The organism is bacterium SCSIO 12643 (assembly GCA_024398135.1).
GTDB lineage: Bacteria > Bacteroidota > Bacteroidia > Flavobacteriales_G > Salibacteraceae > CAJXZP01.
This window is the reverse complement of record CP073750.1, coordinates 4,019,818-4,033,600: the sequence shown is the minus strand read 5'-3', so window position 1 is coordinate 4,033,600 and position 13,783 is coordinate 4,019,818. Positions and strand designations below refer to the sequence as shown.

At 38.1% G+C, this 13,783-nt stretch carries 18 protein-coding genes; 11 read left to right on the top strand and 7 right to left on the bottom strand.

Annotated elements, in window-relative coordinates:
* Position 1: 1 nt before the first annotated feature.
* The 9 genes from KFE94_17645 to KFE94_17605 all read left to right on the top strand — a co-directional run bounded on the left by KFE94_17645 (position 2) and on the right by KFE94_17605 (position 8,734).
* A complete protein-coding gene (locus KFE94_17645; protein ID UTW66449.1) occupies positions 2-1,285 on the top strand; it encodes a hypothetical protein in 1,284 nt (427 codons plus the stop codon).
* A gap of 323 nt (positions 1,286-1,608) precedes the next feature.
* Positions 1,609-3,021, top strand: a complete 1,413-nt coding sequence (locus KFE94_17640; GenBank protein ID UTW66448.1) for an RtcB family protein — start codon at positions 1,609-1,611, stop codon at positions 3,019-3,021.
* 4 nt (positions 3,022-3,025) lie between these two features.
* On the top strand, positions 3,026-3,730 hold the full coding sequence (locus KFE94_17635) for a peptide chain release factor H (protein UTW66447.1): 705 nt from the start codon (positions 3,026-3,028) through the stop codon (positions 3,728-3,730).
* Between the two features lie 5 nt (positions 3,731-3,735).
* The gene (locus KFE94_17630) at positions 3,736-4,245 is read left to right on the top strand and encodes a hypothetical protein (protein ID UTW66446.1); all 510 of its coding nucleotides are present in this window, start codon (positions 3,736-3,738) and stop codon (positions 4,243-4,245) included.
* 14 nt (positions 4,246-4,259) lie between these two features.
* Complete coding sequence (locus KFE94_17625) at positions 4,260-4,856, top strand: hypothetical protein (protein UTW66445.1); 597 nt, start codon at positions 4,260-4,262, stop codon at positions 4,854-4,856.
* Positions 4,857-4,974: 118 nt separating this feature from the next.
* Positions 4,975-5,355 (top strand): hypothetical protein, encoded by a 381-nt coding sequence (locus tag KFE94_17620; GenBank protein ID UTW66444.1) that lies wholly within the window; start codon positions 4,975-4,977, stop codon positions 5,353-5,355.
* A gap of 107 nt (positions 5,356-5,462) precedes the next feature.
* A complete protein-coding gene (locus KFE94_17615; GenBank protein UTW66443.1) occupies positions 5,463-6,392 on the top strand; it encodes a DUF3972 domain-containing protein in 930 nt (309 codons plus the stop codon).
* Complete coding sequence (locus KFE94_17610; protein ID UTW66442.1) at positions 6,389-7,153, top strand: response regulator transcription factor; 765 nt, start codon at positions 6,389-6,391, stop codon at positions 7,151-7,153. Before KFE94_17615 ends, KFE94_17610 begins: the two co-directional genes overlap by 4 nt.
* Before the next feature lie 111 nt (positions 7,154-7,264).
* On the top strand, positions 7,265-8,734 hold the full coding sequence (locus KFE94_17605; GenBank protein UTW66441.1) for a sterol desaturase family protein: 1,470 nt from the start codon (positions 7,265-7,267) through the stop codon (positions 8,732-8,734).
* Positions 8,735-8,795: 61 nt separating this feature from the next.
* Here the strand turns inward: KFE94_17605 and KFE94_17600 are convergent, their stop codons facing one another.
* Positions 8,796-8,990, bottom strand: a complete 195-nt coding sequence (locus tag KFE94_17600) for a hypothetical protein (GenBank protein UTW66440.1) — start codon at positions 8,988-8,990, stop codon at positions 8,796-8,798.
* A 331-nt stretch (positions 8,991-9,321) separates the two neighbouring features.
* Entirely contained in the window at positions 9,322-9,507 is a 186-nt protein-coding gene (locus KFE94_17595) for a hypothetical protein (protein ID UTW66439.1), read from the bottom strand.
* 180 nt (positions 9,508-9,687) lie between these two features.
* Between KFE94_17595 and KFE94_17590 the strand changes: the two genes are divergently transcribed.
* On the top strand, positions 9,688-10,167 hold the full coding sequence (locus KFE94_17590; protein ID UTW66438.1) for a MarR family transcriptional regulator: 480 nt from the start codon (positions 9,688-9,690) through the stop codon (positions 10,165-10,167).
* A 5-nt stretch (positions 10,168-10,172) separates the two neighbouring features.
* Positions 10,173-10,643: a GNAT family N-acetyltransferase gene (locus KFE94_17585; protein UTW66437.1), complete on the top strand. Its 471-nt coding sequence runs from the start codon at positions 10,173-10,175 to the stop codon at positions 10,641-10,643.
* Positions 10,644-10,714: 71 nt separating this feature from the next.
* Here KFE94_17585 and KFE94_17580 read toward each other — a convergent pair whose 3' ends face one another.
* The 5 genes from KFE94_17580 to KFE94_17560 form a co-directional block, all read right to left on the bottom strand.
* Positions 10,715-11,581: a hypothetical protein gene (locus tag KFE94_17580; protein UTW66436.1), complete on the bottom strand. Its 867-nt coding sequence runs from the start codon at positions 11,579-11,581 to the stop codon at positions 10,715-10,717.
* Positions 11,582-11,602: 21 nt separating this feature from the next.
* Positions 11,603-12,604 (bottom strand): hypothetical protein, encoded by a 1,002-nt coding sequence (locus KFE94_17575; GenBank protein UTW66435.1) that lies wholly within the window; start codon positions 12,602-12,604, stop codon positions 11,603-11,605.
* Positions 12,601-12,939 (bottom strand): hypothetical protein, encoded by a 339-nt coding sequence (locus KFE94_17570; GenBank protein UTW66434.1) that lies wholly within the window; start codon positions 12,937-12,939, stop codon positions 12,601-12,603. The genes KFE94_17575 and KFE94_17570 overlap by 4 nt, the downstream gene beginning before the upstream one ends.
* A gap of 5 nt (positions 12,940-12,944) precedes the next feature.
* Complete coding sequence (locus KFE94_17565) at positions 12,945-13,493, bottom strand: DUF2589 domain-containing protein (GenBank protein UTW68310.1); 549 nt, start codon at positions 13,491-13,493, stop codon at positions 12,945-12,947.
* A 71-nt stretch (positions 13,494-13,564) separates the two neighbouring features.
* On the bottom strand, positions 13,565-13,780 hold the full coding sequence (locus KFE94_17560; GenBank protein ID UTW66433.1) for a hypothetical protein: 216 nt from the start codon (positions 13,778-13,780) through the stop codon (positions 13,565-13,567).
* Between the last annotated feature and the right edge of the window lie 3 nt (positions 13,781-13,783).

The window sequence follows — 13,783 nt, the reverse complement described above, 5'->3', positions numbered from 1 at the left end:
TTTGAGTATAATTCTGATTATAACTTCAGGATGTGAGCGAAGAGGATGTACAGATCCATTGGCGAATAACTATGACATTCAAGCTCGAAAAGATGATGGAAGTTGTAATTTTTCCACGACATGTGGTACGAGTTCATTTTGTACAGATCAAAAGCTTGTTGATGGGAAATATTACAATGTGATTACCGGAAGAATCAATACGGATTTTACAATGACCTCGGGATATAACTGGATGCTGGATGAAGCAGTTTATGTGGAATCCGGGAGTATTTTGACTATTGAACCAGGAACGCATATATACGGAAACCCAAAGGGAAGTGCATTTTTGTCGGTTCAGCGTGGAGCTAAAATTTACGCATGTGGAACTCCTGAAAAGCCAATTGTGTTTACATCTCCGGTTGAAAACCCTGAATCGGGATTATGGGGTGGTTTGGTCATCAATGGATCAGCACCAATCAATAATGGACTTATAGCTTATGGAGAATGTGGTACCGGTGAGTTTGGTGGAACTGATGTAAATGATAATTCAGGAGAGTTATGTTATGTAAGAGTGGAGTATGCCGGGAAGTGGTGCACCGGAGAACTGAATGGATTTACCTTTAATGGTGTAGGTAAAGGTACCAATTTACATCATTTACAAGCTTATAAATGTAGCGATGACGGTTTTGAATTTTTTGGCGGAACTGCACATATAAAATACGCGATATCATCCGGTGCGCGAGATGATGGGTTTGACTGGACCTTTGGGTGGCAAGGTAGAGCACAACATTTGGTCGTAGTTCAGGGAGATGAAGGTTCAGATCGTGGATTTGAGGGAGATAACAATGGAAATGAACATGATTTAGAGCCATATTCAAGTCCAATGATCTCTAACGTAACCATGATTATTAAAGAAAGAGTTTACGGGACGACAACAGGTGTTAAATTACGAGCTGGAACAAAAGGTGTATTTACAAATATGTTGGTAAAAGGCCCTGGTGTTGATACAAGAAGTAATGGTATTGAAGTAAATGATTCGTTAACGACTTATCATATGAACCTAACCGCGTTAAAAGTGAAGAACAATCGCGTATTTAACTTTCAAACCAATTGGAAAAATTGTGATAAATTCAAAAATGACCCTACCAATTCATCCGATCCGGTATCATTGAATGGATATATCGGAATAGAAAAAGATGGAGCAAGAAACCCTAGGGAGCTGTATCCATGGTTTGATCCTACTGAATATATAGGAGCGGTTTCACCTGATAATGACTGGACTCAGGGCTGGGTAAGAGCGCTTTAAAAATATTTTTTATAAAAATTATTTTGATTTTATGAATTCGCAGTTAGTTTTGCGGCCAGTAGCTCTTTGTAGAATTTAATGATCAGGGAGGACCAAGTTATGATGTACTTTATTCAACATACAACCAAAGTAATCGGGAAGGCTTAGATTTAGAATCTGGCTTCAATATCTCCTGATTCATTCGATCAGGTTATCTCAACCCTTCGAATCATTTTACATTTTATTTTTTTAAGAGTCTAATCAGGCTCAATAACCGTGTTATGGATTTATATCTGGAGATTTAATGATCTTCGGAATAGACCTGCACAAAATATTTGAATGCCATGGGCACATCAAAACTTAAGATCAGAGATCTAAAGCCATTAGACTTTGTATCTGATGTCGCAAAGAGTCTGGCTCTAAAAGCGATCAGGCACAAAGACTTTAAATTTTTATCAAAAACAGAAAAACTAGAAATATTAGAACATGTATTATCAAATCCAAATGAATATCTGGAACATCATATTTTTTCAAAGTTAGCTGAGCATTTAACTGATGTAGAAGAAGATGAGTTAGATTATAAGGTGTTTGAACTGAATAAAGAATCTAAACCTTATCGGGTTTATGGACAGAAGTTTATAGATCAAAATACCATGAAACAAATGGATCAGGTCATGAAGTTACCTGTTGCAGAACATGGTGCTTTGATGCCAGATGCACATGTAGGTTATGGATTACCTATAGGAGGGGTGTTGGCTACCCAGAATGAAGTAATTCCATATGGTGTGGGGCTGGATATTGGTTGTCGGATGTCTTTAACCATTTATGATGTTCCGGCCAATTATATCGCAGGAAATAAGCATAAAATCAAAAATGCGTTACAAGAACAAACACACTTTGGGATTGGTACCATTCAAAATCAATTGGACGATCATGAAGTATTGGATCGGAATGAGTTCCATGAAATTGAACTTTTAAGACAATATCACGGAAAAGCGATGAGGCAATTGGGTACTTCAGGTTCTGGAAATCATTTTGTTGAGGTAGGAGCAGTAGAGTTATCCGAGTCCAATAACATGGGCCTGCCTGAAGGCAATTACGTTGGTGTATTAGCGCATTCAGGCTCCAGAGGTTTGGGTGCAGCGATTGCAAGTTACTATACACAAGTCGCTATGGATACCTGCATTTTGCCTAAGTCAGCAAAACACCTGGCCTGGTTGGATTTAAATACTGAAGCGGGTATGGAATATTGGATTGCCATGAATCTGGCAGGAGATTATGCCCAAGCATGTCATGATGTAATTCATCAGAAAATGTCCAAATCATTAGGATTGAAGCCATTTACGAGGATTGAAAACCATCACAATTTTGCATGGAAAGAAATACAATCCAATGGTGAGGAATTCATTGTCCACCGTAAAGGTGCAACTCCGGCTAAAAGTGGTGAATGGGGAATTATTCCATCATCTATGACTGCTCCGGGATACATTGTATCAGGTAAAGGAAATGCCGATGCCTTAAACTCAGCCTCACATGGAGCTGGACGTAGATATAGCAGACGAAAAGCCAAAGAGTGTTTTACCAGAAGTGATCTCAAAAAGAGATTGAAACAGGAACGTGTAACATTGATTGGTGGAGGTGTAGATGAAGCACCAATGGTGTACAAAGATTTAGAGGCAATAATGCCATATCAAAGTGAACTCGTGCAAGTAGAAGGGAAGTTTTACCCGCAAATTGTGCGTATGAATAAAGATTAGAACAATGAATAAGATATTTCAAATCACAGCAGGAAGAGGTCCTGCAGAATGTAGCTGGGTAGTGGCTAAAGTACTTAAACTGTTTATTAAGGAAGTAGCTTTTAATGGTTTTACATATAGTGTTTTACATCAGGTGAAAGGTGTGGAGAATACCACGTTGAATTCTGTAGCCATTCAGGTGGACGGAGCGGAAGACGCGCTCAGGGAATTCGGTAAAAACTGGATAGGAACAATACAATGGATCGGACAAAGTACCTTTCGAAAATACCATAAACGTAAGAACTGGTTTATTGCAGTAAATGAATTGGATCTAAGCACGACTTCCTTTACGATTTCAGATCGTGAGATCAAATATGAAGCCATGCGATCAGGTGGTCCGGGAGGGCAACATGTCAATAAGGTGAGTAGCGCAATACGTGCCACTCACATACCTACAGGGGTGTTCGTGAAAGTTTCAGAGAGCAGATCACAACATCAAAATAAGAAGTTGGCTAAAGAAAGGCTCATTCAACTTCTTAAGATTCGTGAATTGGAAGACAAGAAAGCAACGATTCAATCCACCTGGCAAAACCACAATGAGCTACAAAGAGGAAATCCGGTACGTGTTTTTAATGGAGCAGATTTTAAATCTACCTATCAGTCTAAGAGTTATAAATCCAAAAGGCAAAAACATAAACTGGAGCTTAAAAAGTTGAATTTTAAAGATTAAGAATCATGGCAATTACATTGGCAGATCAATACTATTTAAAAGCAATAGACGATTATCCGTACAATTTAGAAGAATCGATTGAAAACTTAAACTACGCTTTAAGTTACGATCCTGAACATGTAGGGGCGTTGTATTTGATGGGACGCTTGTTTATGGAGTATTTGGATGAAAGCGCAAAAGCGGAAGAATACTTCCAAATGGCTATTTCAATCAATCCAACAAACTATAAAGTAAATTGCACCTATGCGAAACTATTGATTACTTTTAGAGAGTATGAAAAAGCTGAAAATTTGATTCAATTCACCCGCGATATCAGAGGAAGCAATCCTTTGGAATTGTTGCGTTTAGAAGCATTTTTAAATGAGCATCAACGTTTGTTTACACGAGCTCTTGATTTATTAGAGCAAGCTAAAGATCATGCTTTTAACAATGGGGTAATTGAAGATATAGAAGATGATATAACTAGAATTCGTAGAAAAATAACGAATTCACAACCTTATAATTGGATTAATTAAATAAGATTTTAACCATGGAAGAAAACGACTGGATCCTACCATTACATGTCACATCCATTCCACCCATATTTAGATCATACGATACAGGAGGGCTGTTTACTAACTGTATAAAGTGTGATCGTTATTTATTGGAAGAAGGGACGTTATACCTCATAGAAAAGGCATTTAAAAGTTATGTGGGGTTTGACTCGCGAACCACTATATTCGAATATGCGATGTGTATGGACTGTGTACAGGATATGCATGAGGAATTATCCGTTTCATCAAGGAACAATATTGAAGCTTATTTTTCAAAGCATACGGACTTTGATGAAAGACGTAAGCAGTTAAAAGAAACCCTGGAAGTAGAAAAGTGGCTGGAAAACTGTATTGTAACCGGAAACAAACCGGTAGAAGGTGGAGAGTTCCAAATCTATGGTCAATGCGATGGCCAACATTTTATGTATCATGATTTCCCATATATGATTTCAGGAGAGGTTATTGATCAAATGATTGATTTAATGTCAGATAAAACCATAGATGAATTAAACAATTTTAAAAATAACATTACGCAAGGCCCACCGGAGTTTCAGGAATTATTAAACTCTGGTGGAGTGCGTGTATTCGTGTAAATCAATTCATATTGTGATTTGGTTAGTTCATATCGAGATTTGGCGAGTTGAATGATTAATAGCCGGTACACGGTGTGTGCTCGAAATACTTTTGTGTTCAAATCATAAATACATTGAAATGAATACATTAAAATTGATGTTGGGCGTATTATTTACGCTAATGCTGGGAACAACAGCATGTGCACAGGAAACACAAAGAGAAGTTAGTGATGAAACGAAAGCGAGAATTGAGCAATATTTTCAGAAGCTGGATTTAAATGAAGACCAAAAGCCTAAATTCGAAGAAATTACGATTAAATATGCAAAACAGATGAAGGTTTTGCGAGATGATACATCTAAATCCAGATATGAGAAATATAAAACACTGAAAACTATTCAAGGCAATAAAGACAAAGAAATGAAAGCTTTACTAACTAAGGATCAGTATAAAGTGTACAAAGAAGCACAGGCTGAAATGCGTGAAGAATTTAAGTCACGCGCGAAAGCACAGCGAAATTAACGTAGTATAATATTAACTTTAAGGCTCGGTTTCCGAGCCTTTTTTGTATGATGATAAAAAATAAGTTGCTTCTGTTCATTGCGTTATGTTTTTCAATCTTGATTAACATGCCGCGGATTGTATTTATTCTGAATAATCCCATTCAGGATTTTGGAATGTTAGAGATGTCCTGGGCTGACGTTATTTTTAGATGTATCTCCGTATTTCTGTTCAGTTATCTGATTTTATGGCTCAATACCTCCTTGTGGTCAAATAAAAACATCTTAACCAAAGTATTTTTAAGCTTTGGCGTTTTTATTGTCTGGAGGTTGATTTATAGAGTGGTAGATCATTTTATAGAGTTTCATACCGTGATCAGTCCACGTTTTGATGCCTTTGTGTATTTACTCATTTTGATTATGCTTCTTGTAGTAAGTTATACGATCCATTTAAATCATCAATCTAAAAAGGATGCAATAGAAAAGGAGCGGTTAAAACAACAAGGATTGCAAAATGAGCTGACCGCGTTAAAGAATCAAATGAATCCACATTTTTTGTTTAATTCTTTGAATTCATTGAGTTTATTGGTTCGGAAAGATCAGGGGTCCGCGGAGAAGTTTATACAAAAACTGTCATTTCTATATCGTTATATTCTACATAGTGCGGATGAGGATCTGGTGTCTTTACAGGAAGAGATGAAGTTTTTAAAAAGCTATATTTATCTGATGCAACAGCGCTATCAGGAGAATTTTGAGGTGTTAATGGAGATTCCCGAAGATTTGGGAACTATAAAAATCCCGTCATTGGCGCTACAGTTACTCGTTGAAAACGCAGTGAAGCATAATGAAATATCTAAAAGACACCCACTTAAAATTGAAATTCGTTATGATGGAAATTTCTTAATCGTACAGAATAAAATCCAATTAAGAACAGGGTATGTCGAAAGTATGGAGAAGGGCTTATCTAATTTAAATTTGCGTTATCAGTTATTGAAAAATACGGAAATAGAAATCGTGAATGATGCACATAATTTTATTGTAAAACTACCAATAATATGAAGGTGTTAATAATTGAAGATGAGTTATCTGCATATGATAACTTAAAGTATTTATTGGGTAAGCAGTCGGTAGATATGGAGGTAGAAGATGTGATTGATAATGTGAAAGATGCAGTGGATTATTTTCGATCTGATCCTCAGTGTGAATTGGTTTTTATGGATATTCATTTAGCCGATGGAATTTCATTTGAAATCTTCGAGCAGGTAGAGGTTAAAATTCCCATCATATTTACTACAGCGTATGATCAATATGCGATTCAGGCATTTAAGGTGCATAGCATAGATTATTTACTGAAGCCATTGGATGTAGAATCTGTTGCGCAAGCGTTAGATAAGTATGAAGATATACGCAACCAGGAAGATGCTTCACAAAAGTTACGTGATATGATTCTGGACTTAATGCCTTCGAAACGTGTGTTTAAAAAAACGTATTTGGTGCAACAACGTGATAAATTGATACCTCTAAATGTCAATGATGTCGCTTACTTTTTGCTGGAAGCCAGTATCGTAAAAGCATATACGTTTGATCAAAAAGGATATATTCTGGACAAGAAACTGGATGAAATAGAAGCAGAGGTGAACCCCAGTGAGTTTTTTAGAGCTACAAGACAGCTTATTGTACAGCGATCTGCCATTGAAAATATGCAAGTGTATTTCCAGGGGAAGCTCATATTGAATGTAAAACCCGAACTGGAAGAACGTATTATCATGAGTAAGGCAAAGTCCAGAGAATTAAAGCGCTGGATGAATGAAATGAGTTAATTACCGGTTCTGGTCAGTTAATCTATCGATTCGGTCAGTTCACTTCAAAATCCCCGTTTAGCCCTTTATAGCAAGGTAATTTCGTTCCATCAAACAATTAATTATACAATTATGGAAGCGAAATATGCCAAAGTATTATCACTGATATTCATTTTACTTATTCTATTGGAAGTGATCTGGTCGTGGTTTAAACATAAAAAGAATTACAACCTAAAAGACACACTTTCCAATTTCTTCATCATCGTGGTGGGTCGTCTCTTAAAACCAGTTTCATTAGCCTGGGGAATGTTTTTATTTCAATGGGTGGAACCCTATAAAATCTTTACCATTCCTAAAACCGGATATACATTTTTGATCACATTCCTGATTGTGGAATTGGTATACTACTGGTATCATAGACTGAGTCATGAAATACCTGTATTATGGGCTATACATCATACACACCATTCTAGTATGTGGTTTAACTTATCTGCAGCAGGTCGACTGAACTGGTTGGGAAAGTTTACCAGTGTGTTGTTTTACATTCCTTTGGTTTTACTGGGTTTTTCACCTCAGTTTATTGTAGGAAGTCTGGCGATAAGTTTAATCTATCAGTTTTTACTACATACCGAGACCATTGGTAAATTGGGTATTCTGGAAGGAATATTCTTCAATACACCCTCAGCTCATAGAGTGCATCATGGATCGAACCCGGAGTATTTGGATAAAAATTACGGAGGGATGTTGATTATCTGGGACCGTGTTTTTGGAACCTATATACCAGAGGTAGAGCAGGTAAAGTATGGGGTGACGACAGGGTTTATCGGACACAATCCGTTTATGATCATTTTTAAGCCACTCCTGGATTATATCAAACAGTTGGGAAAGAGAACTTCTCATTTAAGTATTTGGATCCTGGTATTTGTAGGAATAGGAGTAGGTGCGTGTAGTCAACCGGAACCAGAGCCAACAGGAATCTCTGAAGCTGAAGCCGCAGAAATTGTGGCAACATCATTGGCTTATAATACTTATGGAATGGCTTCTAGTGTATATGCGGTGAGTCACGAAATTGATTCAGGTGTAAATTGTAATGAACAATGGAGTGACTCTGGAACTGCGCATTATACTTCGATTTATGGACATGTCACTTCCGAATATACCTATGATGAAGATTATGCCAAGATTTGTGGGGACTATGAAATGGTACATTATCAAGTGAAAGCCAGCCAAACAATAGATGCGGTCTATTTTAGTTCGTATCAGGATGTAGATGCGTTTTTTACGGTGACCGGAATGGAAGATTCATTAACGATTGAGTATTACAGCGGTGCTTATTCATATACCGGTGAGCGATTTTCTAAAAGCTCTGGCCAAACATTAAAAGTGTCTTACCAGATGCAATTTAGTGATTTACAAATTGACAAATCCACTTATTATATAACTGGAGGGCAATCCGGTTTTGATATTAAAGTAGATTCGGATATTTCTGAGAGTTACAGTGGAATGGTGGTATTTATTAATGATAAAGAGGCGCAAATTAGTTTTAGCAATGGGAATACATATTTGCTGAATTTAGAAACCGGAATGATTTCCGTTTTGTAAGTAAAAAAAGTAATAAAAAAGCTCGCATTGAAACAATGCGAGCTTTGACATGGATGGTGCCTTAGTTTTGCGTATCACAATCACAATACTCTCCAACTGAAGTATCGATTTGATCCTGACAATTTTGTTGTCCGGTGACTTCGTAAAGCGATTGCCCGGAGGCATCTTTAACCGTACATCTTTTTTGATCTGTTTTTGTGCAGGAGTATAGCATTAGGCTCCACGCCATGAGGGTGAAATAGAGGACTTTATTCATGAGTTTATGTTTTAAGGAAAGGTAACGCTCAATGAATAAAACGTATTGTCAGACAAAGTCAAATTAATTTATTGTGTGAATTTGGAAGTTTTTTTCAGGTAAAAACCACGCATATTGAAAGCAGGTGTTTTTACGCTAGGGGAGTTAAGAGGAGCTTAGTAAACTTGTTGTGTAAAGTAACTATCCGTTCATACACAAGCTAATCATCGCCTACTTTACTATATCTGAGAAGCTTCATTCTAATACCTGGGATGAAGCTTTTTTTGTGAATATAAACGAAGTGGTTGGGGATGAAGCAACCACTCCGTTTCTCCACGACACAAAATAATCTTTACATAGAGCGAATCAACATATCATTATTTTCTAATTCGTCATCCGAAAGGAAGAACACGCCCAGGTGATTTCTAAATGCCTGATCCATTAACTTTAAAACCTTTACTTTTCGCTGAAAGGACATATTAGAATCTGATATTTCCCGGAGGAGTTCTTCTTTCAGATGTGCTTGTGTAGAATCCATCGTTATCTATTTGATCTGAGCATTTCAATCCACGTACCAAAATCAATTTGAACTATAAATCAATGGGTTATGTTTTTAGTGTGTGTCGATAATTCCAATGGATGGAAAATCTGAGCGTTTTCTGGAATTAATTATGTAGTAGACTACGTTTTTGTATATTTGCGTAGTTAACTACGTATTATGGAAAACGATTTTGTGAAAGAGCTGGGGTATCTGGGATTTACGATGCGACTTAAGCGCATCAGCGATACACTCATGCACGAGGGGAGACGCTTATATAGCGAATTGGATGTGGACATTGAACCCAACTGGTTTGTCGTATTTAAACTCCTGCAATCACGAGGGGCTATGACCGTGACGCAGATTGCAGAGTGTGTAATGATGGCACATCCTTCGGTGATTACGATAACGAATAAAATGCTCAATGCGGGATATCTGGTTTCTGAAAAAGACCCGGAAGACTCTCGTAAGAGATTATTGGATTTATCGGACCGTGCAGAGAAAATGCTGCCCAAATACGAAAAGATCTGGGATGCAGGTGAGTTAGGGATCGAAAAGGCTTTACAAGGCCTGGATCCGTTGCTATTTATCACTGAAATGGAAAATCGATTTGCCCAAAGCAATTTTAAACAACGAACATTAAAAGAATTAAAATCATAAGTTTTATGAATCAATCAAAAGTGCGCATCGTACCATTTGATGCGAGATATACCCATGATTTTACACAACTCAACTTCGAGTGGTTAGAGAAGTATTTTTATATAGAGGATTATGATAGAGAGGTATTGACACAACCTCAGAAATATATTTTGGATGCCGGAGGGTATATATTCTTTGCGTTATTGGGAGAAGAAGTTGTAGGAACTGTGGCTCTGATTCAAAGAGGAGAAGGCGTTTATGAATTATCTAAAATGGCGGTAACCGAAAGGTATCAGGGGTTAAGAATTGGTCAAAAGCTGATGTATAACTGCATTCATTTTGCCGGACAAAGTGGATGGGAGAAGCTATTCTTAGATTCTAATACGGTTTTGACCCCAGCTATCACGTTATACCATAAAGTGGGTTTTAAAGAAATCCCGGTTCCGGAAGATACACCGTATGAACGCTGCAATATTCGAATGGAGTTGTATGTCTAATCGTTATAGCGGACACTGAGCGTCTTGTGCTGAGCTTGTAGAAGTAAGCCGAAGAGTACGCCTAAAGGCAACTAACTTACCTCCACACCCTTCGGTACCAATTCCTTTACTTTATTCATCACTTCCAGAGGGCTTAGCAAGTATAAGGCCTGGCAGCCATCATTGCAGATTGGAGTGTAACCATGAGATTCTGAGAAATTACATGCCACGCATGGAACCTGTTCTTTTGAAACATGCATAGGGTGGGCATATTCATCGTGTCCAAATACCACATGACCGATGGTAGGGCCTTGAAGTGCAATAACCGGGGTTTTTAGGGTAGCAGCCAAATGCGCGCCACCGGAATCTGCACTGATTACCAAATCAGCCTGGTCTACCATAGCTGCAAAGTTGTTCAATGGCATTCCCCAGAAATGATATACATCAAATCTACGGGCCACTTGAGAGTTTAAAGCCATCACACATACATTGTAATCGTTTTTAAGTTTTTGAGCTAAATCCAGCCAGTAAATCATGGGCCAGGAGCGGGTGACACGTGTGGCTTCAGGGAGAATAATGATTTTAGGAGCGTCTTTGTTGCAGACTTTATTCCATTCGTCTTGTGCCCAGTTTTTGGCATGTTCATCTGCGGTAAATTGCGGACGAACAGGAGTGAGGCCTTCTAAACCAATACTATGCGTCCAAAACTGAAATCGGTTGAGACTGACTTCATGCGCTCTTTGCAATTCGTGATTAAATCCACTATCCGGTAATTGAGTCCAGTTCCCTCCGGATTCGTAAGTAATGTTTTCCTCCGGCATATTCAACATTTCTGTGATGGCGCGATGATTTCTGGGGTTGACATAAACCATCTCATTTACGCGTTGAGCGCTTTCTATGATCCAGCAGCCCAGTATCACGTCACCTAATCCGTTGTTTTGAAAGTCTAATATTTTCATATTCAAGTTGTTTAATACGATTTACGGCATTCTTAAATCGTTGAATTCATAAGCGGGAACAAAACTTAAATCTACATGTCCGGTGATTCCCTTAATGCGGCCTTTACAGGTAAATTGCCACATAGCCACATGGGGCGGTGCCAGAGGCATGGTATCGTTTTCAATGATGTGCATGCCCATCGGAGGATTTATGTCGTACTGCGCCATCCAAAATGTGTAGTTGTTAAAGTGTGGTTTGAGGTATTCCACATAAAATGAGGAATAGGTGTATAAAATGGGCTGAATCTGATAATGGGATTCAATACGATCGATAAACGTTCTTAAATTCTGAATCATCTTGCGCTTGGGAATACCAGGTTTTAAGCATGAAGCACACGCCAGCTCAATATCAATAATAGGACGTAGGTTGCCCGATTTTAAATCCACAGTTTTGATAAAATTCTCCGCCTGAGCAATAGGACTATCATTGTAATCATAAAAATGGTAAGCACCAACCACATTCTTTTTTGTTGGAGCTTCCTGCCAGTTGTGCTTGAAATATGGATCTATTATAGAAGCGCCTTGTGTGGCTTTAATGATAAAAAACAGTAAAGGATGCGGAGCAGTATCCGCCTGAACTTGTGCCCAGTCAATACTATTTTGCCACATGGATACATCAATTCCATAGTAGCCCTGAATCCCATTTTGATTACTATCGGGGATGATTTGTTTATAGAAATTATAATGATCTCGGAAAGAGGTCGTGTCCTTGATTGTATCTGCATGATAGGAGTGCCCCAGATAATAATAGGGGGTGTGATTGTAATCGAATGGGACGCTATCTTTAGTGATCGTATCCGCAGGCATTTGATCATGAAATAAATGACTGAAAGGGTCATGTAGTTTACTGATGTACCATGCATGTAATACAATCACCAAAATATTAAGGAGGACAAAAATGACCACCCATTTCCATATTTTTCGAATCAGACGATTGGTTTCGGCTTGTTCGTCTCGTCTGAATTTTACTTCGAGTCTACTCACTTATGACGTTTAAATTTATTTAATAATGACTGTGTGGCGTTGGATATACCAAATGAAATCTTTTTGAAAAATGGTTGAAATAACCTTAGTAAAGCATTTATAATTAATGGCTTTGGTTTCTCTTGTGGTTTGAATGTTTCTGGTTGAAACGCCATGCCCATAGGTTCCTTAGGTACTACAGGAGGAGTTTTCGGAATGTATGAGCCCAGATCTTTGGCATTCACTTTTTCTTTGGTATAAGGATCATATGTAAACCATTTGGTTCTTCGTTCGGCCTCTCTTGTTTTAAGCGCCCCCGAAGAACGATATGGTTCATATTTACCTGGTTTCCTCATGAAGTCTATGGAATTTGGCTTTTGAGCGCTTTTTCATAACCTTCGATCAATAACTTTAATCCGTCTGATGGTTCCTGCGGAGAAATAGTGATTTCCAAACTGCCACGTGTTGCATGATCTCTACGTCTTCTACGCTTTTCATCTACAAAACTGATTTGCACCTCATCATTGATGATTTCCAGTTCAAAATCCGCAATTAATGTGGCTTTTTCAATTTGAGACATAGATAAAGGAGCCAATGTGAGTAGGGGAACCTGAACCTCAACGGATTCCATGCCATTAGCGGTTTCCCTTGGATATTCCATTGCCACGGTTTTGGGAGATAATACCCCCGAAGCTTTGGGATTGGAAGTACTATTGGCATTTCCGGATAAAGCGTCTTTGGCTTTTGAAAAAACTTCAGAAGCACGTTGTAAGTCTTCATTGGTCACCGAGCCTTTTTTGTTTGAGATGTTTTGTGATACTCTTAAAGCATCATCCAAACTACCCTGAACATCTGTAGGACCGTATGGATCAATAAAATACTTATCGAGCAAACCGATGTTCTTATCCATCAATTGCTCGTTGGCCGATAGAATCGCATCATGAATGGCGCTCACAAATGATTTAAAGCTAATCATACCAACTAGTCTAAAGCGTTATCTTTTAAGTTTCCAACTTCTTTACGGAGTTCTTCAAAATCGTTCATGGCACGTTCCACTACAGGAGCACTTTTTGGAGATAGTCCGATAGCTGCATTGCAGGTTGGACATGAAAACTGGGTTCCGGTCAGTAATAAGTTAGAATCTGCCGGGATTTGTGTTTGACACACTGGACAAGGAATATGGATATTGAATTGCATGGT